The organism is Bradyrhizobium sp. CCH5-F6 (assembly GCF_001556045.1).
Taxonomy (GTDB): Bacteria; Pseudomonadota; Alphaproteobacteria; order Rhizobiales; family Xanthobacteraceae; genus Bradyrhizobium.
In genome coordinates, this window is the sequence record NZ_LSIC01000219.1 from 1 (window position 1) to 25930 (window position 25930).

The window sequence follows — 25930 nt, forward strand, 5'->3', positions numbered from 1 at the left end:
TATTCCACTTTACCGAAATTCGGAAACGGCGTATGTGTCGCCGCAACCCGGCCCATGGAAGAGGGGCCGTATCGCGATCGTCACGACACGCGGGCCGGGCGGCGGTGGACGCTGATTGCATCGGCGCGAAGAGCTTCGCAGGGCGGGCAACCGTGAGCGAAGCCGTCGCGCACACGACCGGTGCCATCAGCGTACGGCAAAATCGTGTGGGCCTGGCGCCCGGGGTCTGTGCGCCAAGTCTTGCGGTGATGTGTACTGTCCGACCGGATACGCGCATCACTCATCCGCAAGGCGACGGGGGCAATAGTGCATCGCTCCCCGGGGAGAGCACGACATAAGCCGTAAAACCACTGCGCAGGGAAGGCCGGGATGTCTCCGGTTGCCCTGTTACCCGCTATGCATCGAAGCGCACGCAGTTTGCGTCCGGCATGGCGGTCGATGGGAGCCAACCGGCTCCCGGTCTTCCCTGCGCCCTTGTTCATCGGGGGTGAGGCATCGACGCAAAGCTCGGGCGAAATGCGCCGCGAGGATGCGCTCGTGCGTCTACAATAAAGATGCAATCGAAAAAGCCGCCGGTACCCCAAACTCCGTCATTGCGAGCGAAGCGACGAAGCAATCCAGAATCTATCCGCAGAGAGACTCTGGATTGCTTCGCTTCGCTCGCAATGACGGTTGAGCCAGTTGCATTCCAAACATCGATTGCCTTCGCACAACCGTCATAGTCTCTAACGTCCACTAACCAACGCCCGACTTAAAACTGTCATAATCGCTGAATGGAACCCGCGCCTGCGCGCTTTTTACACGGCGTTAAGCGCGCCTGCATTGGATGCAGCGGCAAAGTGCGTTGGGGACTGCAATGACTGCCGCAAAGAAGACGCCGGGGAAACCGGTCGCCGAAATGTTCGATGACATCCCGGTGCTTCAGCGCAAATGGTATGCGGCCCTGAAGCCGGGCGCGCGGCTGCCGCGCTACGAGGACGTCATGCTCGGCAGCCTCGGGCGGCTCGCCGATCACATCGCATTGTTGAAGAACGACGGTGTGCTCGAGCTGTCGCGCAGCGGGCGTTACGTGCAGAAATGGCTCGGCGAAGAACGCTGGGACATTCCGGTCGCCGAGCTCTCGCCCGATTGCGCCACCGCGCTGTCGGAGGCAGCAAGAAACGCGCTTGCGACCAGACGGCCGCACCGGGCGAGCGCGCATTGCGTGCGCGACGGCATGGTCAGGACCTACGATTTGCTGGCGCTGCCGACAGCCTCGCGCTGGGGCGCCACGCTGGTCGGCACCTACGTCAACGAGTCCGGCACGCAATACAATCTGCTGGACGCAATCTTTTCCTCGACCGACGACGCGGTGGTCTCCCTGGTGACGCTGCGTGATGCCGGCGGCAAGCCGTTCGATCTGCAGGTCGTGCACCACAACAAGAGCGCGAGCGAGCTGCTGGAGGTTGCGGGCGGAAGCCTGTTGTGGCGGCGGATCGGCGAGGGCGGCACGCTGCTGGCCAAGCCTGAGGTGTTTGAATTCCTGCTCGAGGCCCTTGCGGGCCGCGGCTGCGAGCAGCTCGAGCTCGAAAGCGATGGACGCTCCCTCAGGCTCAGCGCCACCGCGTTCGCGGACGTGGTCTCGCTGACGATCTCCGACGTCACCGCGCTGAAGCGGCGTGACGCTTCGTTCCGCCTGCTGTTCGACAACAACCCGATGCCGATGTGGGTGTTCGACGCAGAGACCAGGGGTTTCCTCAGCGTCAACGACGCCGCGGTCCAGCATTACGGCTACAGCCGCGCCACCTTCCTGCGCATGAAGCTGCATGAGATCTGGCCCGAGGACGAGTGGGAGCGCCACGCCGAGGCGCTCGAACGCGTCGGCGACGCCTATCATTCCCCGCGCAACTGGCGGCACCTGCGCGCCGACGGCAGCGAGATCGAGGTGCTCACCTTCGGACGCCGCGTCGCCTTCGACGATCGCGACGGCTACCTGGTCGCGGTCGTCGACATCACCGAACGGCGCAAGGCCGAGGCGCGGATCGCCCACATGGCCCATCATGACGGGCTCACCGATCTGCCGAACCGCGAATATTTCCAGGAGCGGCTGAAGCAGGCGCTCGACCAGGCCGGGGGAAGGCCGGTCGGTGTGCTCTACATCGATCTGGACCTGTTCAAGAACATCAACGACTCGTTCGGGCATCCGGCGGGCGACCGCCTGCTCAAGCAAGTCGCCGAACGACTGTCCACAGCGGTCCGCGGCGCCAATCTCGCGGCCCGGCTCGGGGGCGACGAATTCGCCGTCATCCTGGCGGCCGACATCTCGCCGAACGAGGCCAGCGCCTGCGCGACCCTGCTGATCGACATGTTGAAGGCACCCTATGACATCGACGGCCAGGAGATGGTGATCGGCGCCAGCATCGGCATCGCGCTGTCGCCGGGTGACGGCACGACGTCCGAGGAACTGATGCGCAACGCCGACATGGCGCTGTACCGGGCGAAGTCCGACGGCGGCGGCGTGCATCGTTTCTTCGAGCGCGAGATGGATCTGCAGGCGCAGAAGCGCCGCGACATGGAGCTCGACCTGCGCCGCGCGTTTGCCAATGGCGAGTTCGAACTGCACTATCAGCCGCTGGTGTCGATCGCCTCCGACCGCATCTCCGGCTTCGAATCACTGCTGCGCTGGCGTCATCCGGAGAAGGGCATGATCTCGCCCGCCGAGTTCATCCCGGTCGCCGAAGACATCGGCTTGATCACCCAGCTGGGTGAATGGGTGCTGCGAGAAGCTTGCGCCGAAGCCGCCAAATGGCCCGCCGACGTCAAGGTCGCGGTCAATCTGTCGCCGGCGCAATTCCGCAGCCGCAATTTGGTTCAGATCGTGATCTCGGCCCTGGCGCAATCCGGCCTGTCGCCGAAGCGGCTCGAGCTCGAGATCACCGAGTCGATCTTCCTGGCCGAGACCGAAGCCAATCTCGCCATCCTGCATCAGTTGCGCGAGCTCGGCGTCTCCATTTCGATGGATGATTTCGGCACGGGCTATTCCAGCCTGAGCTATCTTCGCAGCTTTCCCTTCGACAAGATCAAGATCGACCGGTCCTTCGTCAAGGATCTCGCGCAGCGGCCCGATTGCAGCGCGATCGTGCGCGCGATCTCCGGGCTCGGCCGCAGCCTCAACATCACCACGACCGCGGAGGGCGTCGAGACCGAGGATCAGCTCGACTGGCTGCGCGCCGAAGGCTGCCACGAGGTGCAAGGCTTCCTGTTCAGCGCCGCGCGACCGGCCGCCGAGATCGGCAAACTGCTTGCCGATTTCGGCCAGCGCGCCTCACGGGCGGCGTAGGCCCTCGGGGTAGCAGTCGTAGACCAGCGCCTTGAACGCCGGCGTGATGCGGCCGCGCTCGTTCTGGGTCTGCTGCATCATGAGGTAGACCATGTCGAGCTTGGGATCGACGCCGAAATAGGTGCCGGCGCCGCTGTCCCATTTCAACTCGCCGAGCGAGCCCGGCGGCGGCGGTTTCGCGTTGCCGGGATCGGTCCGCACCGCAAGGCCGTAGCCATAGCCGAAGCCGTCGCCCGGGAAGTAGAAATAGTCGCGTCCGACGCCGGAGCCCGGGCCGATGTGATCGGTCGTCATGGCCTTGAACGCGGCTCGGCTCAGATAGCGTTTGCCCTCGAACTCGCCGCCGTTGAGCAGCATCTGCGCGAAGCGCTGATAGTCGGTGATGGTCGAGAGCAGGCCGCCGCCGCCGGATTGCCATTCGGGATGGGCGAGGCGCTCGCGTTCGCCGGCAAGCAGGATGAAGTCGTTCGGCAGCGGCCGTGCCATCCGCGCCAGTTCGTTCTCCGTCGCGAGCACGAATCTGGTGCTGTTCATGCCGAGCGGATCGAAGATGCGCTGTTTCAGGAACTGATACAGCGTCTGCCCCGAGATGATCTCGATGACGCTGCCGAGCACGTCGGTCGAGTGGCCGTAGCGCCACAGCGTTCCAGGCTGCCGTGCCAACGGCAGCCTGGCGATGCGATCGGCGAACTCCCTGTTGTTGAACGGGCCTTCGAAGATGTTGGCGGCCTTGTAGGCCTGCTCGACCCATTCGCTGCCGATATAGTCGTAGCTGATGCCCGAGGTGTGCCGCAGCAGGTCCTCGATGTTGACGGGACGGAGCGGCGGAACGAGCTCGAGCTCCAGCTTGCCGTCCGGCCTGGTGATCTGGAGGCCCACCTTGGTGTCGGCAAAGAGGGGGACGTATTTCGACACGGGGTCGGTGAGCGCGAGCCTGCCCTCGTCGATCAGCATCATCGCGCCAAGGCAGGTGATCGGCTTGGTCATGGAGTGGATGGCGAAGATCGTGTCCGGCGTCATGGCGAGGCCCGTCCTGGTGTCGCGCACGCCGAAGGTCTTCAGGTAGACCGGCTTGCCATGCTGCTGCACCAGGATCACTGCGCCAGGCAGCCGGCCGCTTCCCACCTCGTTGTCGAAGTACGCCGTGATGCGGTCGAGCCCCTCGGACGAGGGGGCGGGAATATCGGCAGCACGGCTTCGCGCCATCGAGCCGGCGAGCATCGCGGCCCCGACAAGAAATTCACGCCGTCGCATCTGGGCTTCCTCCCTCGCGGGATCAAAGCCGTACAACGTTCTTGGCGTCAACAAGACATCGATTAAAATCGCGTCACGATTTCCGAAAGGAACGGCCGCGGACGGTCCTCGCTCGGCTTGGTCGGCTTGCCGATATGGATGAAGCCGGCGAGCTTTTCGTCCGGCTTGAGGCCGAGCCCATCGAGCACGTCGCGGTCGAACGAGAACCAGCCGGTGAGCCAGCAGGCGCCGTAGCCGAGCGCGGTCGCGGCCGTGACGACGTTCATGGCGCTGGCGCCCGCCGACAATTCCTGCTCGAAGGCCGGCACCTTCGGATGCGGCTTGGTGAAGCTGACGATGCCGATCACCAGCGGCGCATCCATGAGGCGGTTACGCTCGGTCTCGACGTCGGCGGCGGGCGCGCCGGGATTCTTGCGGGCGAAGACCTTCGCGATCACCTCGCCGGCGCGCTGGCGGGCGTCGCCCTCGAAGATGATGAAGCGCCAGGGCGCGAGCTTGCCATGGTCGGGCACGCGCGCGCCGATGGTGAGGATCGTCTCGAGCTCGGCCGGCGAGGGGCCGGGGCCGGTCATGTCGCGCGGCTTGACAGAGCGGCGGGTCTTCAGGAGTTCGATGGCGTCAGGCACTGCGGCGTCCTTATGGCATGGCTTGCTGTTCTCGCCCGGAGATAGGCCCGACAGACGACGAATGGAAGGGATTTTAGAGCGATTATGAGGTCGACAGCTGCGCCCGTCCAGAAAGTTATGGTCCCAAGATGGGACTATGCTAAGATGGGTTGAATGAGGATCATCGCGCTCAGCACGATCAAGGCTTTTCTGGATCGGGCCGGCGAGTCGGCCTCCGATGCGCACGATCCCCTGATGGCCTGGTTTCGGCAGGTCAAGCAGGCCGATTGGGCGAAGCCCGCGGACGTCAAGAGAGATATCAGAACCGCCAGTATCCTCAGGGATGGCCGCGTCGTCTTCAACGTCGCCGGCAACAAATATCGGGTCGTGGTCTGGATCAACTACCCATACCGCGTGGTCTACATCCGCTTTGTCGGAACGCACCGGCAGTACGACGCAATCGATGCGCAAACCATTTAGAAGGTCGATGATGGAAATCGCGCCAATCAAGTCCAACCGAGACTATCGTCGCGTGCTCAAGGAGATCGAGACGTTGATGAGTGCACGCCGGAACTCGCCTGAGGGCGATCGGCTGGATGTTCTTGTGACGCTCGTGGAAGCGTGGGAGCGGAAGCATTACCGGCTCGACCTTCCAGACCCGGTCGAAGCCATCAAGTATCACATGGAGCAGAGCGGTCTGCAGCCGAGGGACCTGATTCCCTTTATTGGCAGTCGCAACCGGGTTCACGAAGTGCTCAACCGGCGGCGCGAACTGACGCTCAGCATGATCCGACGTCTGCATGAGGGGCTCGGCATTCCCGCCGAGTCCCTCATCAAAGTTGGGCAAGACAGAGCCGCTTGAGCGCCGTCAGACCGCGCCGCGCGCTCGCTTCACGTCCGGCGGGGTCGCCTCGTCGACGAGGGCGGCGATCGCCTCGGCCGTCGTCATCACCTTCTGGCCGTCGCTGCCGAGCCGGCGGACGGAGACCGAATGCGTCTCGGCTTCCTTCTTGCCGACCACGAGCAGCGCCGGAATCTTGGCCAGCGAGTGCTCGCGGACCTTGTAGTTGATCTTCTCGTTGCGCAGGTCGATCTCGACGCGCAGGCCGGCGCGCCGTGCCTGTTCGAGAACCTGCTTGGCGTACTCGTCGCCTTCCGAGGTGATGGTCGTGACCACAGCCTGCACGGGCGAGAGCCAGAGCGGGAAGTTGCCGGCATAGTGCTCGATCAGGATGCCGATGTAGCGTTCCATCGAGCCGCAGATCGCGCGGTGCACCATCACGGGCGGCTTCTTGCCGCCGTCATGGTCGATGTAGAACGCGCCGAACCGCTCCGGCAGGTTGAAGTCGACCTGCGTCGTGCCGCACTGCCAGTCGCGGCCGATGGCGTCGCGCAGAACGTATTCGAACTTCGGCCCGTAGAAGGCGCCTTCGCCGGGATTGATCTCGGTCTTGATGTGGTTGTTCTGCGACTGGATCTCGCGCAGCACCGTGGCCATCACGCGCTCGGCGTGATCCCACATCTCGTCGGTGCCGACGCGCTTCTCCGGCCGGGTCGAGAGCTTGACCGTGAGGTCGCCGGTGAAGCCGAAATCGGCATAGGTCGACAGGATCAGATCGTTGATCTTCAGGCATTCCTCGGCGAGCTGGTCCTCGGTGCAGAAGACGTGCGCGTCGTCCTGGGTGAAGCCGCGCACGCGCATCAGGCCGTGCATGGCGCCCGAGGGCTCGTAGCGATGCACCACGCCGAACTCGGCGAGCCGCAGTGGCAGGTCGCGATAGCTCTTCAGCCCGTGCTTGAAGATCTGCACGTGACCGGGGCAGTTCATCGGCTTGAGCGCAAACCAGCGCTTGTCCTCGGCCTCGTCGCCGGCCGACTGCGCCGCGAACATGTTCTCGCGATACCAGCCCCAATGGCCCGAGGTCTCCCACAAAACCTTGTCGAGGATCTGCGGCGCATTGACCTCGTTGTAGTCGCCGGTCAGGCGTCGCCGCATATAGGCGATCAGCTGCTGGAAGATGGTCCAGCCCTTCGGATGCCAGAACACCACGCCCGGGCCTTCCTCCTGGAAGTGGAAGAGGTCGAGTTCGCGTCCGAGCTTGCGATGGTCGCGCTTCTCGGCTTCCTCGATCTGCTTGAGGTAGGCGTCGAGATCCTCCTGCTTGGCGAAGGCAGTGCCGTAGATGCGGGTCAGCATCGGGTTGTTGCTGTCGCCGCGCCAATAGGCGCCGGCCACCTTCATCAGCTTGAAGGCGTTGCCGACCTTGCCGGTCGAGGTCATGTGCGGGCCGCGGCACAGGTCGAACCAGTCGCCCTGGTAGTAGATCTTGATCGGCTCGTTGCCGGGAATGGCGTCGACCAGCTCGACCTTGAAGGCCTCGCCCTTGTCGCGGAACACCTGCTTGGTCTTCTCGCGATCCCAGACCTCTTTCGTGAACGGTTTGTCGCGCGCGATGATCTCGCGCATCTTCTTCTCGATCGCGGCAAAGTCTTCCGGCGTGAACGGCTCGTTGCGGAAGAAGTCGTAGTAAAAGCCGTTCTCGATCACGGGACCGATGGTGACCTGGGTGCCCGGCCACAGCGTCTGCACGGCTTCCGCCAGCACGTGCGCGCAATCGTGGCGGATCAGCTCGAGCGCGCGCGGGTCGTCACGGTTGACGAACTCGATCTTGGCGTCGGCTTCGATCGGATCGTTGAGATCGGCGAGGGTGCCGTCGAGTGCCATCGCCACCGTGCGCTTGGCCAGCGACGGCGAGATGCCTTTGGCGATGTCGAGGCCGGTGATGCCCTTGTCGAAATGGCGCTGGGCGCCGTCGGGGAAGGTGAGGCTGACTTTGGGAGCGGGGGTCACGGGCTTCAGATTGGACAGGCTGTACTGGAATCCGGACTCGGATTTGGGCTGGTCGGTCATTGCTTTTCTCCTGAGGCTCACTCCTGCGAACGAGCGCAGGTAAGCGGGAACGAGCGATATATCAGGCGATTCGGCCTGCGCAATCCGGCATTTCCAAGAAAGTGGCGCGCAAAAGCGGACAGTGCGCCAACTAATTGGCTTTGTGGCCTTTAACTCGTCGCGAGCGGCCGCTAGATGCGTTTGCATGGAAAAAGCCCCCGCCATCGGCCGTTTCGCGCCCACGGCGCTCATGCTCGGCAATCTCGTCACCGGCTGCTCGGTGCTGGCGCCCGCGGGGATGCTGCCGGAATTGGCGACCGGGCTCGGTGTCGGTATCCATGCGGCCGGGCTTCTGATCACCTTCGGCGCCGTCACACTGTGCATCGGCTCGCCGCTCACGGCCTGGCTGACCAGTCGCATCGAGCGGCGGATGCTGCTCACGGCGACGCTTGCTGTGCTGGCCTTCGGCAATCTCGCTTCGGCCTTTGCGCCCGACTACACCAGCCTCCTCGTCATCCGCCTCGTGATGCTCGCGGTGGGCGCGCTCTACACGCCGCAGGCCGCCGGCACGGCGGCGCTGATCGTGCCCGCGGCGCGGCGCGGCAGCACCATTGCGTACATTTTCCTCGGCTGGACGCTGGCGGCCGACGTCGGCCTGCCGCTGATCACCTTCATCGCCAGCCGCTACGGCTGGAGCGCGGCCTTTGGCGGGATCGGGGCGCTCGGCTGCATCAGTTTTCTGCTGTTGCTGCTGCGTCTGCCGGCGGGCTTGAAGGGCGCAGCGGTGGATCTGAAGACATGGGCTGCGGTTGGCCGAAGCAGGACGATCCTGCTGCTGCTCGCGATCACGATGCTGCAAATGTCGGGACAGTTCGTCGTTTTCACCTATATGCGCCCGCTGCTCAACAAGCTCGCCGGCGCCGGGCCCGATGCGGTCGGCATTGTGTTCGCGCTTTACGGCGTCTGCGGCTTCCTTGGCGTCGTCATCGCGACGCGCATCGTCGACACCTCGGGGCCCTATCGCACCTCGTTGCTGTTCACCTGCCTGCTGCTTGCCGGGATGACCGGCTGGGCGCTCGGCGCCGGCTCGCTCGTCTTGATGGCGGGCGCGGTCGCGATCTGGGGCCTCGGCTTTGCCTCGACCAATTCGATGCAACAGGTGCGATTGGTCGCCGCCGCGCCGCCGCTGGCATCGGCCACCGTCGCACTCAACACCTCGGTCCTCTATATCGGGCAGGCGGTCGGCTCGGCCATCGGCGGACTGCTTTTCGCCCACGAGTTCCTGCATACGCTCGGCTTCGTGGCGGTGGGTTTCGTCGTGCTGGCGCTGATCCTGGTGGTGCTGACCCGGCCGCGGTCGGCTGCCGCCACGACCGCTTGAACGCCGTCTTTCCTGTGCGCAAGGTGCTTGGCAAACCTCGCGTGAGGGGGCTAGAAGGCCGATCATGGGGACCAAAGAGAGTTGACTGAAATGAGGATGATTCTGGCGGTTGCCGCGGTGCTCTATTCAACCTCCGCATTTGCGCAAGCCGACAAGCCCCCGATGGTGGGGGACAAGCCGCTTGTGCAGGTCAAGCCCAAGGGGACTACAGAGGCTGCGGCCAAGCCCGCCGCCGCGGCGAAGGGCAAGCCGCAGTCGGTCGCCGTCCGACTTCAGGCCTGCCTCGATATCGACGACGGCACCAAGGATCGCCTCAACTGCTACGACGCCGTGATCCCGCCGGCTCCGAAGCCGAAGCCGGCGAAGGCCAAGGGCTACGCAGACTGCCGTTTCTTCAAGGAAGAGGACGAGCGGCTGACCTGCTTCAACGGCTTTGCCGAGAGCATCCCGAAGCTGCCCAAGAACTGATGGTCGTCAGCCTGAAGCGCGATGTGCGCCAAGGCTCGGCCGCCGATCGCGCTGGGCAATATGCGCCTAACGGCCCGATGCGGATGGATTGGTGGAGGCGACGCGCGTAAGCGCGAGCGAGGGCGTCGCCGACATCTTCACCAGCACGTCCTTGAGCGGATCCTGCGTCCAGGCCCGCGTCACGTAATCGCGATGCGTGATGCCCTCGCCGGTCTCGACGAACACCACGCTGCCGGGTTGTAACGGCCCGTCCATATCCTCGGAGAAGCTGATGCCCTTCTGGCGCAGCATGCTCATGAGCTCGCGGTCGCGCCGTGCCGTGTGGCGAGTGTAGGAGCTGACGAAGAAACCGGAACGGTGGTTCTCGATCCAGGAGGCGAACTTGTCCATTTCGCCGTAGACGGCGTCGAGCAACACCACGCCGCGGACGCGGTCGCTGATGCCGCCGACCTCTAGGCTCCAGGCCGTCGGCAGGAAACCGCCGCTGTAGCCGACGATCACGATCGGCATGTTGGCGAAAGCGCGCGCGCTGTTGGGATCGCCGCTGATGCGGGCGAGATGGTCGGCCGATTCCGCCATGAAGCGCTTGAAGCCGCCCGGTTGCCAGAACTTGCCGGCGCTGGAATCGGCGGCATCGACGGCCATCTGTGGTGCAAGGAGCACCGCATTGGCGCCGGAATCGGTGATCTGCTTGGGCACCAGCTGGCGATTGCGTACGTCGCGTTCGAGCGTCGCGCCGTTGCCGTGGAAGAACACCACGATCACGCCCGGCTTGCGCACGTCGAAATGCTCGGGCACGTGCACCAGCACGCGGCTGTCGCTGTAGGTTTCGTCCTGCCAGTAGACGCGCCCCGAATAGCTGCGATGACCGCGGCGCTCGCCCTTGGAGATGTTGAGGAAGGGCGCGTCGGAGGCGGGGTTGTTGCCGAAATAGGGGAAGGCCGAGGACTTCATGCTGACGAGCGTCGTCAGGTCGTCGCGCGGCGGTCGCTTGTAGGGGACTTGCGGCTCGAGCGAAGCCACCTTGTAGGGTGCCTGGTCCGCCGGTTGCTGCTGGACGGCGCGCTTGGGCGAGAAGTCCGACATCTGCCGCTGCAGGAAGCCTTCGCTCGCCGAAGGAAAACGCTCCCTGAACTGCGGGGCCGGAAAGCGATCCTCGAACGTATCGCCGCTCGCTACGCGCGGGTTGGAGGTTTGCGAATTGGTTTTGGCGACGACCTGGACATTGGCCTGCGAGTGCGCCGCCAGCGCCGCCGGATCGGGCGCCTTGCCGCATTGAACCAGCATCAGGGACAACGGCGCCAAGGCCGAGGTCAGGCCGATCCGGAGCGCGCGACCACGCGCGCCGGACGTCGTCCGATCGGCACGAAGGTCAGCTCTCAGTCTCGAAACGGCCCCGAACATCCACCCATGACCCCAAGCCACGACATCAAGTCCGTCGGCATTTTCAAGACAATTGAGCCGACTGGCATTTAGGCGACGTTAAGCGTCCGGAGAAACTTCCCCACATCCGGAACGCTCAAAAGGACCATGCAATCGTGTCCTGATTGTGGGGGCGGGGACGGGCCTTTCCGCCGGCTTGCCCAGGATTATTGGCCAAGACCACGCAAATAGGTGTCGAAATACCCGTTGCGGCTGCCTCATTTAACCCTTGTTAACCCTGCTTGAATTGACTGGATCAATCTGCACGATGCGTCCCACGAGCCGTGACGCCTGAGCTTAAGGACCCCGATGACGGCATCAGATGCGGGACCCGCGCCCTGGATTGGCCGGCTGACCGGGGGAGGGGCCGGGGTCTCCGTTCCGGTCGCAACCGCCATCGTCGTGGCCGACATGATCGGGGTCGGCGTCTTCACCAGCCTCGGTTTCCAGGTCAAGGATATCCCGTCCGGCTTCTCGATCCTGTTGCTCTGGACGATCGGCGGCGTCGTCGCGCTGTGCGGGGTGTTCGCATACAGCGAGTTGGGCGCGATGTTTCCGCGCTCGAGCGGCGAATACAACTTCCTCGGCCGGGCCTATCATCCGGCCTTCGGCTTTCTCGCCGGCTGGGTCTCGGCGACGGTGGGTTTCGCGGCGCCGGTTGCGCTCGCTGCGATGGCCTTCGGCGAATACGCCAAATCGGTCATGCCCGATCTGCCGCCGATCCCGCTGGCCATCGGCGTGGTGTGGCTGGTTTCGCTCGTGCAGCTGACCGGGGTCAGGCACTCCGCCACCTTCCAGCTGATCTCGACGATTCTGAAGGTCGTGCTGATCGTCGCCTTCCTGGTCGCCGGCTTCGTCATCGGCGTGCCGCAGCAGATCGCCTTCACGCCGCAGCCGGGCGACCTCGCCCACATCGTCAGCGCGCCCTTCGCGATCGGCCTCGTCTTCGTGATGTATTCGTTCTCGGGCTGGAATGCCGCGACCTACATCATTGGCGAGATGAAGACGCCGCAGCAGAGCCTGCCGCGCGCGCTGCTCGCGGGCACGCTGATCGTGCTCGTGCTGTACGTCGCGCTGAACGCGGTCTTTCTCTATTCCACGCCGGTCAGCGCTCTTGCCGGCCAGCTCGACGTTGCCAGCGTCGCCGGCAACGCCATTTTCGGCGAACTCGGCGGCCGGATCGTCGGCGCCATGATTTGCGTCGGCCTGATCTCCTCGATCAGTGCGATGATGTGGATCGGGCCGCGCGTGATGATGACGATGGGGGAGGACATTCCGGCCCTGCGCGTATTCTCGAGGCGATCGGTCAGCGGCGCGCCGGCCTATGCCGTCCTGTTCCAGCTCGCCATCGCCAACCTGCTGCTGTTCACGCGCAGCTTCGAGGCGGTGCTCGACTTCATCCAGTTCGCGCTGTTGTTCTGCTCGTTCTTCACGGTTGCCGGCGTCATCAAGCTGCGTATCACCGACCCCGACCTGCCGCGGCCCTATCGCGCCTGGGGATACCCGTTCACGCCGCTCGTTTTCCTGCTCGTGACCGCGTTCATGATGTACTACCTCTTGACCGAGCGGCCGGTGCAATCGCTCTCGGGGATGCTCGTCATGCTTTCGGGCCTGTTGATTTATGCTGTCTTCCGCAGGCGGCCGGTCGCCGCTGCCGCTTCACCGCATCGCGAATAGACATGTTCCGACCCATGAGAATTGCGGCGCTCGCTCTCGCCCTGCTGGCCGCGTCCGTCTCGTCCACGCGTGCCGCCGACGTCACCTTCGACGACACCGCGCGCTTCCTTGCGGGCATGCAGCCTTCGGCGGACTCGCCGCTGGTCCCGCTCACCAGGGACCCGGGCTGGCAGCGCCATGCAAAGTTCTTCGACGGCGCGTTCGCCCAGCTCGAGCAGCGCCAGCTCTCCAAGATCCGCAGCTGGGCCGACACCAATCTCGCCGCGCCCCGGCCGACCATGTTCTACATGTTCAGCGGCCCGGATTTCCTCTACGCCGACGCCTTCTATTCAAAGGCCAATACCTATGTGCTCGGTGCGCTGGAGCCGGTCGGCGCCGTGCCCGATCTGACGCGGCTGCCGCGCGGTTCGGTCGGCGCGGCGCTCTACAACGTCGAGCGCTCGCTCGGCTCGATCCTGAGCTTCTCCTTCTTCATCACCAAGCAGATGAAGGTCGACCTGCGTGCCAACCAGGTCAACGGCACCTTGCCGATCCTCTATGTCTTCCTCGCGCGCTCCGGCAAGACGATCCGCAATGTCGAGATGGTCGCGCTCGACGACAAGGGCGGGGTTCAGGTCGGCGACGACAATCCGGGCCGGAACGCGACGCGCGGCGTCCGCATCACCTTCGCCGGCAGCGATGGGGAAGCGCGCACGCTGTATTATTTCTCGACCGATCTTTCCAATTCCGGCGCGCGCGCGACCGGTTTCCTGAAATTCTGCGAGACGCTCGGGCCCGGCAACAGCCTGATCAAGAGCGCGTCCTATCTGATGCACTCCGGCAATTTCACCGTCGTGCGCGACTGGCTGCTTGCCAACAGCGCCACCATCATCCAGGACGATTCCGGCATTCCGCTTGCGAACTACAACGCGCGGCAATGGCGGTTCTTCCCGTTCGGCCGCTATCTCGGTCCGATCGACGAATTCCCCGGCCGGTATCAGGAGCGCTACGCCGAACTGTTCAGGCGCGCCCAGCCGATCGATTTCGGCGTCGGCTACCGCTGGCGGATGCATGAGTCGAACTTGCTGCTGTCGGTGAAGGTGCCGGGCAGCGAGACCGCGCCTTCCGCGGAGACCACTTCGGCTACCGAGCCGCCGCCAAAGCCGCCGCGACCGAAGCGGCTGCGGCCGCCGGAATCGATCCCGCCGCAGTCCGGGCGCTTCTTCTGGTTTCGCTAAAGCATGATCCGGACAAGTGCGCAGCGGTTTTCCGAAAAGATCATGCTTGAACAACAACCTGAAGCGCGATGACGACTCGTCCTATTCGCATCGCGTCGGGCGGACAGCTCAGGAACGTCCGCTGCGCTGATGAGGTCTGACGTCAAGTTCCCAACAATATCGGTTCGCGCCGGCCTCCGCTGGATTACTTCCGCACGTGATGCTTGGTCGATGTCACCGTGCTCGCTGGCGGCGCGGGCGAGATGGAGAACGTCAGCCAGGTATTCCAGCCGGACGGCCGATTTGCCGCGTCGAATTCTCCATAAGCTTTCACGTTCAAGTAGCCCTGCATGTCTCCGACGGGAAACAGGTAGCCGAATTGCGGGCCAACGCCCAGGACGCGCGAGCGGAATGGGCCGAGAATCGGGTGCTGACCGGAATCGTCGGTGATCTGCTGATAAGCATATCCAACGAAGCCCACGAACGCGTGCTTGGAGAGAAACTTGGATACGCCCCAGTCGAAATGAAAATCGATTCCGCTCTGGTACTGGGTGTCGGGGTTCTTGAAATTGTAGGTGAACCCGGCAACGCCGGAGAATTCCTGCCCCGTCGCGAGATCGAGATAGGTGTATCCGCCGCCGGCATCGATGGCGCCGTGACCGAGGCCGGTGTTGGCCAGACGGGTCGATTGATAATCTCCGACGGGAATGTCGCCAGTCGCATACGTCATCCAGTTGTGAACGCCGTTGTGCCACTTCAGCGACATCACCGGATAGAGATCGCCGACCGACACCAGCGTGTCGGAGAGACTGCCGGTTCGAGTCGAGCCGAACGGGCCGACGTTGGTGGTCAGAGTTCCGTCGATTCCGACGGCGCTCCGCGCGAATGTGCCGGTGAGACCCACGGCCAATCGTCCGCCCAGCACCGGCGTGCCGAACGTATAGCTCGGCGCCAGGATCAGGATATCGGCTTGTGCGTTGAGGCTGGCGTTCAGGCTGACATTGACCGTCGCTGGAAGTTTGCCGGTCGAGATCTGCCGCGACGCGGCGACCCCGCCGGAGCCGCCGACGGAGGTATGGTAATAGACGGTGCCGAGCGACCATCCAGGCATCATCGGCACGGCCGCCAGGCTGCCAAACTGGCCCGGAAGCCAGAACGAAATGCCGTTTTCGTCGGCGAGGGCCACCTGCGGAGAAAGCAAAGCAAGCGCGGCGGCAGCGAGAGCGCCACCCAACCGACGCGCGGGTGTAGCAATGTGCTTCATGGTTGCCGCCTCACAGCCAATCTGATGAAGTCTAGCGATCCCGCCGGGGCGAACCGGGGCTTCCGCCATGCGATTGCTCAATCCGACAAACCTCTCTTCAACATGGCCGCCTTGCGACCCTCTGCAGCTTCCTCGCTGTCGGCCCTCTTCATTTCCTTCAGCTCAATCGTCACCTGACTGATCTTGCCGGAGAATTTGAACGGCACCTTGTAGGCTTCAGTTACGGGAGTACCCTCGTCAGCACCGACGTCCGCGCCTTCGTCAGCCGAGAAGCCGCAGCATTGTGTCCGATCGATCCGGCCTGTCGCAACACTCTTTCCGTTGACGAACAGCGTGCCTACGGCGCCCTTGCCGATTCCGCCGCCATCGTAGGCGAACTCGAAACGGATCGTAGACTTGCCGGCAGGTAACCCCTGCGGGGCAGATATCGTAAATCGCTGGAGACCAAGGAAATTGTAGGTGTAGGTCGGTTTGCCGTCCTTCAGATACAAACTCCAGCCGCCGAACCGGCCGGCCTGGGCGAGGATGGCACCGCTGGTTCCGGCCTTGGGAATTTCCACATCGGCGGTGATCACATGCGAGCGGTTCTTCGTGTTGATGAAGACGTTCTCCGACATGCCGAGCATGCCCTCGTGAACCGTCAGCGAGGTGCGGCCCGCCATCAGGTCGGGGCGGCCGACGAGGGCCGGGTTCAGTCGCTCCAGAGTTCGGTCGTCGAGCGGCAGCACGGAATATTTGACGGCTTCCTTGAGGAAGAGATCCTGAAGCTCTTTTAGTTTGTCCGGATTCTTTGCTGCCAGATCGTTAGTCAGGCTGAAGTCCGATCGCGTGTCGTACAGCTCCCAGATATCCTGCTCGAGCGGCCTGCGGTTCGTCGTTTCCCACGCTGCACGGTGAATCGTGCCGGCCAGCCAGCCGTCGCTGTAAATTGCGCGATTGCCGAATATCTCGAAGTACTGAGTTGTATGCCGGCTCGAAGCGTTGGCATTGCCAAAACTGTAAGCCATGCTCACGCCCTCGATCGGGGCTTGTGCCGTTCCATTCACGCTCTTCGGTTCGGGAATCTTCGTGGCTTCGAGGATCGTCGGCACGATATCGATCACGTGATGCCACTGCGAGCGCACTTCACCCTTCGCCGCAATGCCCTTGGGCCAGTGAACGACCATGCCGTTGCGGGTGCCGCCATAGCTCGAAGCCACCTGCTTGGTCCACGTGAAGGGCGTATCGCCAGCGACGGCCCAACCGGCAGCATAGTGACTATACGTCATCGGGCTGCCCAATTCATCATAGTGCTTGAGAATGTCCTGAACGCTCTCCTGCACGCTGTTGAAATAGGTCATCTCGTTGAACAGCCCGTTCATGCCGCCTTCCGCACTCGCGCCATTGTCGCCGACGATGTAGAAGACCAGGGTGTTGTCGAGCTGACCGGTCGCCTTGACGGCGTCGACGAGGCGGCCGATCTCGGTGTCGGCGTATTCGCCAAAGCCGGCGAACACTTCCATCTGGCGAGCGAACAGCTTCCTTTCGTCAGGGCTCAGCGCGGCCCAATCCTTGATGGCTTCCGGCTTGGGCGCGAGCTTCGTCCCCGACGGCACCACACCGAGCTTGATCTGGCGGGCCAGCGTCTCCTCGCGCAGCTTGTCCCAGCCCTGATCGAACTTGCCCTTGTACTTCGCGATCCATTCCTTCGGCACGTGGTGCGGCGCATGGGTGGCGCCCGGCGCGAAGTACATGAAGAACGGCTTATCGGGCGTCAGCGACTTCTGGTACTGCATCCAGTCGATCGCCTTGTTGGTCATGTCCGTCATGAAGTTGTAGTTAGGATCCTTCGACGGCTCCACCTGCGTCATGCCGTCATAGATGAGGGGAGCCCATTGGTTGGTCTCGCCGCCCATGAAGCCGTAGAACTTGTCGAAGCCCTGGCGGGTCGGCCAGCGATCGGTCGGCCCGGAGGGACTCACCTCCCATGCCGCCGTCTCGTGGTTCTTGCCGAAATGGGCGGTGCTGTAGCCGTTCAGTCTCAGCATCTCCGCGATCGTGGCGACGCTGTTGGGGCGCTGTCCGGTCTGCCCGGGAAAGGTCGTCGCGGTTTCCGCGATCGATCCAAAGTTGTTCATGTGATGGTTGCGGCCGCTCAACAACGCAGAGCGCGTCGGCGAACAGAGCGCCGTGGTATGGAATTCGTTGTAGCGCAGCCCTTCATTCGCCAGCTTCTCCACCGTCGGCATGCGGATCGGACCGCCGAAGGCACCGGACTGGCCGAAGCCCATGTCGTCGATCAGCACAATGAGCACGTTGGGTGCGCCGACAGGTGCCCTGACCTCGAAGCGTGGCGGCGGCGTTGCATTGCGGGCGTCGAACACGATGCTGTGCGGATATGACGGCTCGGGAATCGGCAGCACCGTGCGATCGGTCGGAAGCACGACCGCGGGTGGAGCAACCTGCTGGGCATTCGCCGGAATTGGCAGCAGCAGGATCAAGGACAGCGCGGTGACCGCCGTCGTCATACGTCTCATGTCAGCTACCTCAGCGAAGAAGGAAAAATAGAAATCGATTGATCAAATGGCGGGATGCGACCAGCGCATCCCGCAGATCGACAACAGTTCGATGCCGTCTCAGCGCCGCCCGGCGCGATTGACCGGACCGCCGCGATTCACCGGTGTTCCCACCCGTCCGACTCCGGGGGTTGCCACGGCCCGTGCGACCGGCCGCGGCCGTAGCACGACGCCGGGCCTGACGATGCATCCGACGGGATAATCGACGTACTGGCAGTAGACCACCGCACTGGCCTGGTCTGTGCTCGCGGCTACGAAGCCGGCGACCAGTCCAGCCGTCAGCAGGGCAGACAATGCGATTGAGCGCTTCATCCCGGTGTCCTCCATTGTTGATTACCAAATTTACCCGATCGAACGACCGGTGGATTGACCCAGATCAATCCCCTCGGCGGGCGGTCATCGCCTAATGTTTCGACTTCAAAAGGATCGGCTCATGAAGCGCATGGCGATTGCGATTTCAGCTCTGTCGTTGATTGTGAGTTCTGCGCCGCAGGCACGCGAGCAGCAATACAAGATGCAAACTCCAATTCCGCCAGGCATCGCCTCGCCGGATAAAGTCGAGACGCGCCTCGGTACGCTGAAATTCTTCGACGGCTTCCCCGACAAAGCCACGGTCGAAAAGCTCTACGACAATCTCGACTTCCAAAGAGCGGTGCAGGCTTATCTACTGGCACTTCCCGCGGTGAACATGGCCGGATTACGTGAGGGGTTGCTCCAGGTTGGGCCTGCCAACGCCACGATTCCGACCTTCGAAACGCTGATGGATGCCCGTTCGCTGTTTCTGACGGCCAATGCCAACGTTGCCTACACGTGGATATGGATCAATTTGCACGACGGCCCGCTGGTGGCTGAGATCCCACCCATGGTGCTGGGCATGATCGACGATTTCTGGTTTCGCTACGTCACCGACATAGGAGTGGTCGGCCCCGACAAAGGCAAAGGAGGCAAGTATCTGCTGCTGCCGCCCGGCTACAAAGGAGAAGTACCCGAAGGGTATCTCGTCGTTCGTGTTCCTACCTATGAATCGATTCTCGTCTGGCGCAATTTTTCCGTGAACGGGGACATGACCCCGGCCATCGAAAGGCTGAAGAAACTTACGCGCATCTATCCCTTGTCGAAAGCGGCCAATCCTCCGGCCAACACGTTCGTCAACGTGTCCGGCAGGGCCTTCAACACGGTGGCGCCGGCCGACGACAAGGTCTGGGATTATCTCAATCAGGTCGTTCAGAGCGAGCCGATCGAGTCGCTCGACCCGGTCACGCTTGGCTACTTCGCCTCCATTGGCATCGAGAAAGGCAAGCCGTTCGCTCCCGATGCACGCATGAAGAAGATTCTGACGGAGGCGGGTGCAGTCGGCGACGCTACAGTGCGTGCCATACTCTTCAGAAGCCGGATTCCGGAAGCCTTCTACTATCCGAACAGCACCTGGCGTCAGTGGCTTGGCGGCTACCAGTTTGAATCGCAACCCGGCGTGCGCTTCCTCGATGCCGCGTCGTTTTTCTATTTCTATGCGACCGGCGTGACACCCGCGATGGAAGCAAAAATGGTCGGGCAGGGTTCCCAATACGCAGTTGGGTTGGTGGACTCCACGGGCGCTCCCCTGGATGGCGGCAGAAACTACAAGCTGCATTTGCCCCCGAACATTCCAGCCAAGGAGTTCTGGTCGGTGATCCTCTACGACAACCAGACACGTTCAATGCTCCAGACGGACCAGAAATTCCCGATGGTGAGCAGCCAAGACAAGGACATCCTGACGAATGCAGACGGTTCGGTGGACGTCTATTTCGGACCTGAGGCCCCGGCCGGTAAGGAACACAATTGGGTGCAGACCGTTCCCGGAAAAGGCTGGAATACGCTTCTGCGTCTCTACGGCCCGCTCGAACCGTGGTTCGACAAGACGTGGAGACCGGGAGAAATCGAGTTGCTGAAATGATTTGAGCCGGCATCGCCGCCCTTGCTGACTAAGTGCGCCGGGGCCGCTGAGCAATTCGAGATTCACCCGTGATCCATCGCTTCTCGACTCGATAGAGCTGAGGCTGAAGATTAGTGTGGCCATCTTGATCGATGCTGGACGCCCGATCGCAGGACGGAAGGCCGCCGTTGGCACGCAAGGCACGCAAATCAGGCCGGGATAAACCGAGGGGGCTTGCCCGAGCGCCATCCCCGGCTTCGCAGTCGCCGAAGCACGCTGGGCAAAGTGCCTCGCGGTTGCCGATGCGCCGAATCTGGATTGCCGTCGCTGCGGCTGCCGTATTCGCTTTTGGCGTCGCCTTCCAGTTTCTCAGTCATCGCCACCCAGTCTCGCAGACCCAACCGTCATCCGCCGCGGCCTATGTCGGGAGCGACACCTGCGCAGGCTGCCACCAGGCCGAAGCACAATCGTGGGCCGCCTCGCAGCACAAGGCGGCGATGCAGCACGCCACCGACAAGACCGTGCTCGGCAACTTCAATGATGCGAGTTTCGAATATTACGGCGTGCGTTCACGCTTCTTCCGCAAGGACGGAAAATTCCTGGTCGAGACCGACGGCGCCGACGGCAGCCTTTCCGAGTTCGAGGTCAAGTACACTTTCGGCCTCGATCCGCTGCAGCAATATCTCGTCGCGTTCCCGGATGGGCGCGTCCAGGCACTGCCGATCGCATGGGACAGTCGGCCGCAAGACAAGGGCGGCCAGCGCTGGTTTCACCTTTCGCCCGATGAAGCCATCAAGCATGACGATATCCTGCACTGGACCAAGCTGAACCAGAACTGGAATTTCATGTGCGCGGAGTGCCACTCCACCGGCCTGCGCAAGAACTACGACGCCGCAAGAGATCGCTTTTCGACGACCTGGGCGGAGATCAGCGTCGGCTGCGAGGCCTGTCACGGTCAGGGCTCGCGCCACGCCGCCTGGGCGCGCGAGCAGCAGAGCTGGTGGCCGTTTGGCAAGCAACAGGACGCCGCCAAGGGCTTGCTGGTGCGTTTCGACGAGCGGCACCGCATCACCTGGCCGATCGATCCGCAGACCGGAAACGCAACGCGTTCCGCCGAGCCGGCAGTGCTCCGCAAGGAAGTGGAGACCTGCGGTCTCTGTCACGCACGGCGCGGTGCCTTCGACGAGAATTGGGTTCCCGGCCAATGGCTGTCGCAAACCCATGTCGTCGAGCCGCTCGCGCGCAACACCTATCATGCCGACGGGCAGATCCGCGATGTCGAGGAGCCCTATAACTATACGCCCTTCAAGCAAGGCAAGATGTTTGCGGCCGGTGTCACCTGCAGCGACTGCCACGAGCCGCACAGCGCGAAGCTTCGTTTGCCGGGCGAGGGCGTCTGTCTGCAGTGCCATGCGTCCGACAAATATGCCGACGTGAAGCATCGCCAGCACGCCGAGGTCGGGCCATCGCCGACCTGTATCTCATGTCACATGCCGGTCAGGACCTACATGGTGATCGATACCAGGCACGATCACACCTTCAGGGTCCCGCGTCCCGATCTGTCCGTCACCCTCGGAACGCCGAACGCCTGCAACGACTGTCACCGCGACAAGTCACCACAATGGTCGGCGGCAGCCGTCGAGCGATGGTTCGGTCCGCTCCGGAAGGGCTTCCAGAATTACGGAACGGCATTCCATGCCGCCCGCACCGAACAAGCCGATGCCGCCGCGCTGCTTGCCGTCCTTGCGGCGGATCGCAAAGCGCCCGCCGTGGCCCGCGCCAGCGCACTCGACGAACTTGCATCGCGCGTGACGCCGGCGAGCATCGCGACGGCCCGTGTCGCGCTGGCCGATCCCGATCCGATGGTGCGGATAGGCGCGCTCGACATGCTGGGCAACGTGCCCGTTGATCGGGTCTGGTCCCTCGTGTCCCCGCTGTTGTCCGATCCCGTCCGCGGTGTCCGCATCAGGGCGGTCTCTCTGCTCGCGGGCGTTCCTTCCGCAAGCCAGCCTCAGCCGGATCGTGCGCGCTTCGATCAGGCGGCAGCGGAGTTCGTCGCCGCCCAGCGCGCCAATGCCGAGAGACCGGAGGCCCGCACCGCGCTCGGAGATTTCCTCGCGCGGCGCGGAGAGATACAGGAAGCCGAGGCCGAATACAGAGCGGCCCTCAGGCTGAGCCCGCAATATGCGACGGCAGCGATCAATCTCGCCGATCTCGATCGGCAACGCGGCCGGGACGGCGACGGCGAATCCGTCCTTCGCGCCGCGCTTGCGAGTTCACCGCGCGACGCGGCGCTGCACCATGCGCTCGGCTTGACGCTGACGAGGCTGAAACGGTCCGAGGACGCGCTCAACGAACTCCGTCGGGCGACGGAGCTGGAGCCGGACGAGCCGCGTTACGCCTACGTCTACGCCGTCGCGCTGCACTCCGGTGACCGTCGCGGTGAGGCCTTGGACGTCTTGAAGGAAGCCTTACGCCGTCATCCTAACGACCTCGATATTCTTCAGGCCCTCGTCTCGTTCAACCGAATGACCGGAGATACGGCGTCGGCGCTGAAGTACGCGGAACAGCTCGCGACTTTCCGCCCAGCTGACCAGGGTCTTGCGACCCTGATTCAAGAACTTCGCCGAGCCGTCCGGCCCCGCGCAAAGTGAGCAAAGACCGGGAGTAGTGGCTGCTGGGGCTTGGGTCGGCAACCGGTGGCTCGCGCAATGGGTCCACGCCTGAGCTACCAATGCACGCTCTGGCTCGGCACGATGAAGGTCGTCGTGCTCGGCTGTATCGCAAGGCTTCTGGCCAGATACCAGCCTGAACCGAGGACGAGTGCGAGCAGGGCGATGATGGCGAGCAGGTCGATGGTCCTGGGATCGTGTCCCCTGTGACCGACACTCGGACCGGGCCTGAGGTGAAAATGAGGGCTGATTTTCCAGCGCATTGTTGTTTCCTCCCGTGGGAGCATCAAAACAACGCGGGCGGAAAGGGGCAGTTCCTGTCCGGCAGCGATGCACAGGCATCGCAGCCTTCATCAGGGCGCATTGACCCCGCGCCAGCGGCCGTAGCGCCAGGGCAGATACCAGCGCGCCCCTTGCGGCGCGGCGTGGGGCACGTTGTCGATACCGGACGTGCCGAAGGGATGGCAGCGGAGCAGGCGCGCGAGCGTCATCCAGCCGCCCGCCCAAAGGCCGAACCGCTCGATCGCCTCATCGCCGTAGACGGAGCAGGTCGGCAAGTGCCGGCAGTTGTATCCGACCAGGGGTGACAATGTATGCCGATACAACCAGATCAGCGCGCGGCCGAATCTGCGCGGCAGCCGGAGCACGCCGGAACTGGAACAGTGCTCGCATGCTGAATGCTTCATGTGCGCTTTGCTGCGACGTTAAGCGCCGGATTGCCCGGTTCCGGCGCAGGGAACTGTAAGCTGTTGTTTATGCGCCATATTTTGCGTGCTTTTGGGGGGCAGTGCAGCAAGAACCTATGGACGAGCTGTATTCCCCCGGATACCATTTTTGTGACGTTCGTGTGTAGACTTATTGAAACGACAAGACGGGGCTTACCTGAATCGCTTTGGGGCTTGGGGAAGGGACCAGTTTGAAACTCCTGACGTCGCTCAATCTTCGCGGCTGGTTGCTGGTGGGAACCGCCGTTTGTGGAGTTGTGATGGCCGGCGCCGTCGCGACTTTCGGGTCGTCGGCCCGGGCGGGCAGCACCCTCGAAGAGCGCAAGCTGCCGATGAAATTCAGCTGGGTCGCCTGCGAGCCGAACTGCCGCGGCTGGGTCAGCGCGGTCGGTATCATCACCGCCGATACGCCGAGGGAATTCGAAGAGTTTTCGCGTGGACGTCAGCTCGGGGGCGCGACCGTTGTGCTCGATTCGAGTGGCGGATCCGTCAATGACGCGATCACGCTGGGCCGGCGCTTCCGCAATCTCGGACTCTTGACCACGGTCGGCGTAAGCCTCCGTGGCGGGCCGTCGACTCGCCCGGCGGTCGCGCCCGAAGCCTATTGCGAATCGATGTGCGTATTCCTGCTGCTGGCCGGCAAGAAGCGCTACGTGCCGGAAGCCGCCCACGTCCGTGTCCATCAGATCTGGATGGGCGACCGGGCCGACGATGCCAAGGCGGCGAGCTACAGCGCGCAGGATCTGATGATCGTGGAGCGCGACATCGGCCGGCTCGCCAAATACACCTTCGACATGGGCGGCACCGGCGACTTGCTGTCGCTCGCGCTCAGCGTTCCGCCCTGGGAAGACCTGCACGAGCTTGACGCCGGCGAGCTCAAGCTGACCAATCTGGTTACGACCGATCTCGTGGCAGATGTGCTTCCGCATATGGATCTCTCGACGCCGGCAATGGCGGAGCTTGCGCCGAAGACCCAGGCCAGGTTCGGAGCGGAACCGGAGCAGGGGCAGCCTGCCAAGTCGACCAAGACGGCCGAAGCCCTGGTGCCGACGGGCGGCGTGGGCGCACCGGCTGCGGCAACGCAGAAGTAAGCTCTCCGAATCCGGAATCCAGAAAGTTGTGGCGCAAGATTCCGGCTTCGCCCTTCGGGCGCCCCGGAATGGCGCCGGCTTGGGATCAGCCCTGTGCAGCGGCCGGCTGCTTGGTCTCGGCCTTGGCTTTCGCCTCGATCTGGCCGATCGCATCGACCACCGCATCGAAGGTGAGAAGCGTCGAGGCATGGCGCGCCTTGTAGTCGCGGACGGGCTCGAGGAACTTGATCTCCTCCCATTTGCCTTCAGGAGGCGCGCCGTTCTCCTTCAGCATCTTGCGAACGGTTTCGCGTAACTCACGGAGTTCGCTCGCAGTCGAGCCGACCACGTGACTTGCCATGATGGATGAAGAGGCCTGACCCAAGGCGCACGCCTTCACGTCATGCGCGAAGTCGGTGACGGTATCCCCGTTCATCTTGAGGTCGACCTTCACCGTCGAACCGCACAGCTTGGAGTGGGCAGTGGCGGAGGCGTCGGGGTCCGACAGCCGCCCGAGGCGCGGAATATTCCCGGCCAGCTCGATGATGCGCTTGTTGTAGATGTCGTTCAGCATGTGATGGAGTCCAGCACTTCCGCACCCGATCGGCCTTGGCGGGCGGCGTCCAGGGTCCTATATAGGGTCGGAACTCGCGGAAAAACAGTCCAGCGGTGCGGCGGCGGTGATCCAGAACCGTGGCTCCGACGTTATAGCTTGCGGACGTTTCGCCAGGAACTGTTCTCTTCAGGCGTCCGGCGGCTTGGCCGCCCCGTCTGCCGGTGACACTCCGGCCCCTTAGGCCGTCGAACGGAGTCGATATGGACGCTGCAATCAAATCCATCCGCCCCAGCAAGCCCTCTGACCGGCAGCCCGAGAGCCGGCCCGCCGAGCTTGATCCTGCCGAATTCCTCGCGGCCGCCGTCCGCGCCGACCAGCCGCGCCCCGCGCGTGCCGAAGCGGAAGCGGCTGTGAAGACGCTGCTCGCCTATATCGGTGAGAACACCGAGCGCGAGGGCCTGCTCGACACGCCGCGTCGCGTGGTCGAGGCCTTCGACGAGCTCTACCAGGGTTACCACCAGTGCCCGGCCGAGGTGCTCGACCGCACCTTTGGCGAAACCGCCGGCTATGACGATTTCGTCCTGGTGCGCGACATCGAATTCACCTCGCAGTGCGAGCATCACATGATGCCGTTCTACGGCAAGGCCCACATCGCCTATACGCCGGTGGAACGCGTCGTCGGCCTGTCCAAGCTTGCGCGCCTGACCGACATCTTCGCCCGCAGGCTCCAGACCCAGGAGCACCTGACGGCGCAGATCGCCGCCGCCATCGACGAAGTCCTCAAGCCGCGCGGCGTTGCCGTGCTGATCGAGGCCGAGCATACCTGCATGTCGGTGCGCGGCGTCGCCAAGCATGGCGCCTCCACCTTCACCAGCCGCTTCACCGGCATGTTCCGCGACAATCCGGCGGAGCAGGCCCGTTTCCTGTCCCTGGTGCGAGGCCTGCAACGCTGACCTCGCAAGTG

The 25930-nt window shown here is 63.6% G+C and carries 21 protein-coding genes; 11 read left to right on the plus strand and 10 right to left on the minus strand.

The features are described 5' to 3' along the window. Positions 1-856: 856 nt before the first annotated feature. Positions 857-3319, plus strand: coding sequence for a putative bifunctional diguanylate cyclase/phosphodiesterase (locus tag AX729_RS37790; RefSeq protein WP_061030010.1), 2463 nt, complete (start codon positions 857-859; stop codon positions 3317-3319). On the opposite strand, the gene AX729_RS37795 is transcribed toward AX729_RS37790, so the two are convergent. Together AX729_RS37795 and AX729_RS37800 are read right to left on the minus strand one after the other, a co-directional pair. Next, entirely contained in the window at positions 3305-4573 is a 1269-nt protein-coding gene (locus AX729_RS37795; protein ID WP_061030137.1) for a serine hydrolase domain-containing protein, read from the minus strand. The genes AX729_RS37790 and AX729_RS37795 overlap by 15 nt on opposite strands. Before the next feature lie 62 nt (positions 4574-4635). Then, entirely contained in the window at positions 4636-5199 is a 564-nt protein-coding gene (locus AX729_RS37800) for a nitroreductase family protein (protein WP_061030013.1), read from the minus strand. 153 nt (positions 5200-5352) lie between these two features. On the opposite strand from AX729_RS37800, the gene AX729_RS37805 reads away from it, so the two are divergent. Together AX729_RS37805 and AX729_RS37810 are read left to right on the plus strand one after the other, a co-directional pair. Next, positions 5353-5658, plus strand: coding sequence for a type II toxin-antitoxin system HigB family toxin (locus AX729_RS37805; protein ID WP_061030015.1), 306 nt, complete (start codon positions 5353-5355; stop codon positions 5656-5658). A 10-nt stretch (positions 5659-5668) separates the two neighbouring features. Beyond that, on the plus strand, positions 5669-6040 hold the full coding sequence (locus AX729_RS37810; RefSeq protein ID WP_061030140.1) for a helix-turn-helix domain-containing protein: 372 nt from the start codon (positions 5669-5671) through the stop codon (positions 6038-6040). A gap of 6 nt (positions 6041-6046) precedes the next feature. Here AX729_RS37810 and thrS read toward each other — a convergent pair whose 3' ends face one another. Then, positions 6047-8089 (minus strand): threonine--tRNA ligase, encoded by a 2043-nt coding sequence (thrS, locus tag AX729_RS37815; RefSeq protein ID WP_061030017.1) that lies wholly within the window; start codon positions 8087-8089, stop codon positions 6047-6049. A gap of 184 nt (positions 8090-8273) precedes the next feature. Between thrS and AX729_RS37820 the strand changes: the two genes are divergently transcribed. Both AX729_RS37820 and AX729_RS37825 read left to right on the plus strand, forming a co-directional pair. Next, positions 8274-9449 carry an MFS transporter gene (locus tag AX729_RS37820; RefSeq protein ID WP_061030019.1) on the plus strand — a complete coding sequence of 392 codons (1176 nt, stop codon included), beginning with the start codon at positions 8274-8276 and terminating at the stop codon, positions 9447-9449. Between the two features lie 90 nt (positions 9450-9539). Next, the gene (locus tag AX729_RS37825; RefSeq protein WP_061030021.1) at positions 9540-9917 is read left to right on the plus strand and encodes a hypothetical protein; all 378 of its coding nucleotides are present in this window, start codon (positions 9540-9542) and stop codon (positions 9915-9917) included. Positions 9918-9983: 66 nt separating this feature from the next. Here the strand turns inward: AX729_RS37825 and AX729_RS37830 are convergent, their stop codons facing one another. Then, a complete protein-coding gene (locus AX729_RS37830) occupies positions 9984-11321 on the minus strand; it encodes an alpha/beta hydrolase (RefSeq protein WP_061030023.1) in 1338 nt (445 codons plus the stop codon). 327 nt (positions 11322-11648) lie between these two features. On the opposite strand from AX729_RS37830, the gene AX729_RS37835 reads away from it, so the two are divergent. Continuing rightward, on the plus strand, positions 11649-13016 hold the full coding sequence (locus tag AX729_RS37835; RefSeq protein WP_061030025.1) for an APC family permease: 1368 nt from the start codon (positions 11649-11651) through the stop codon (positions 13014-13016). Between the two features lie 2 nt (positions 13017-13018). Continuing rightward, positions 13019-14233, plus strand: coding sequence for a hypothetical protein (locus tag AX729_RS37840; protein WP_156457441.1), 1215 nt, complete (start codon positions 13019-13021; stop codon positions 14231-14233). A gap of 184 nt (positions 14234-14417) precedes the next feature. Here the strand turns inward: AX729_RS37840 and AX729_RS37845 are convergent, their stop codons facing one another. From AX729_RS37845 to AX729_RS37855, 3 genes are all read right to left on the minus strand, one after another. Then, entirely contained in the window at positions 14418-15476 is a 1059-nt protein-coding gene (locus tag AX729_RS37845; RefSeq protein WP_061030031.1) for a SphA family protein, read from the minus strand. Positions 15477-15553: 77 nt separating this feature from the next. Further along, positions 15554-17992, minus strand: coding sequence for an arylsulfatase (locus AX729_RS37850; RefSeq protein WP_061030033.1), 2439 nt, complete (start codon positions 17990-17992; stop codon positions 15554-15556). 99 nt (positions 17993-18091) lie between these two features. Next, on the minus strand, positions 18092-18343 hold the full coding sequence (locus tag AX729_RS37855) for a hypothetical protein (protein ID WP_061030142.1): 252 nt from the start codon (positions 18341-18343) through the stop codon (positions 18092-18094). Positions 18344-18464: 121 nt separating this feature from the next. Here AX729_RS37855 and AX729_RS37860 point away from each other — a divergent pair, with 121 nt between their 5' ends. After that, the gene (locus tag AX729_RS37860) at positions 18465-19964 is read left to right on the plus strand and encodes a DUF1254 domain-containing protein (RefSeq protein ID WP_061030036.1); all 1500 of its coding nucleotides are present in this window, start codon (positions 18465-18467) and stop codon (positions 19962-19964) included. A gap of 281 nt (positions 19965-20245) precedes the next feature. Further along, positions 20246-22597 carry a tetratricopeptide repeat protein gene (locus AX729_RS37865; protein WP_082770649.1) on the plus strand — a complete coding sequence of 784 codons (2352 nt, stop codon included), beginning with the start codon at positions 20246-20248 and terminating at the stop codon, positions 22595-22597. Positions 22598-22671: 74 nt separating this feature from the next. On the opposite strand, the gene AX729_RS37870 is transcribed toward AX729_RS37865, so the two are convergent. Beyond that, complete coding sequence (locus tag AX729_RS37870; protein WP_061030038.1) at positions 22672-22878, minus strand: hypothetical protein; 207 nt, start codon at positions 22876-22878, stop codon at positions 22672-22674. 90 nt (positions 22879-22968) lie between these two features. Next, a complete protein-coding gene (gene yidD, locus AX729_RS37875; RefSeq protein ID WP_061030042.1) occupies positions 22969-23301 on the minus strand; it encodes a membrane protein insertion efficiency factor YidD in 333 nt (110 codons plus the stop codon). Positions 23302-23531: 230 nt separating this feature from the next. Between yidD and AX729_RS37880 the strand changes: the two genes are divergently transcribed. Continuing rightward, positions 23532-24431: a COG3904 family protein gene (locus tag AX729_RS37880; protein ID WP_061030044.1), complete on the plus strand. Its 900-nt coding sequence runs from the start codon at positions 23532-23534 to the stop codon at positions 24429-24431. Between the two features lie 85 nt (positions 24432-24516). On the opposite strand, the gene AX729_RS37885 is transcribed toward AX729_RS37880, so the two are convergent. Beyond that, positions 24517-24984 carry an iron-sulfur cluster assembly scaffold protein gene (locus AX729_RS37885; protein ID WP_027576793.1) on the minus strand — a complete coding sequence of 156 codons (468 nt, stop codon included), beginning with the start codon at positions 24982-24984 and terminating at the stop codon, positions 24517-24519. Between the two features lie 242 nt (positions 24985-25226). Here AX729_RS37885 and folE point away from each other — a divergent pair, with 242 nt between their 5' ends. After that, positions 25227-25919, plus strand: coding sequence for a GTP cyclohydrolase I FolE (gene folE / locus AX729_RS37890; protein WP_061030047.1), 693 nt, complete (start codon positions 25227-25229; stop codon positions 25917-25919). Positions 25920-25930 lie beyond the last annotated feature (11 nt).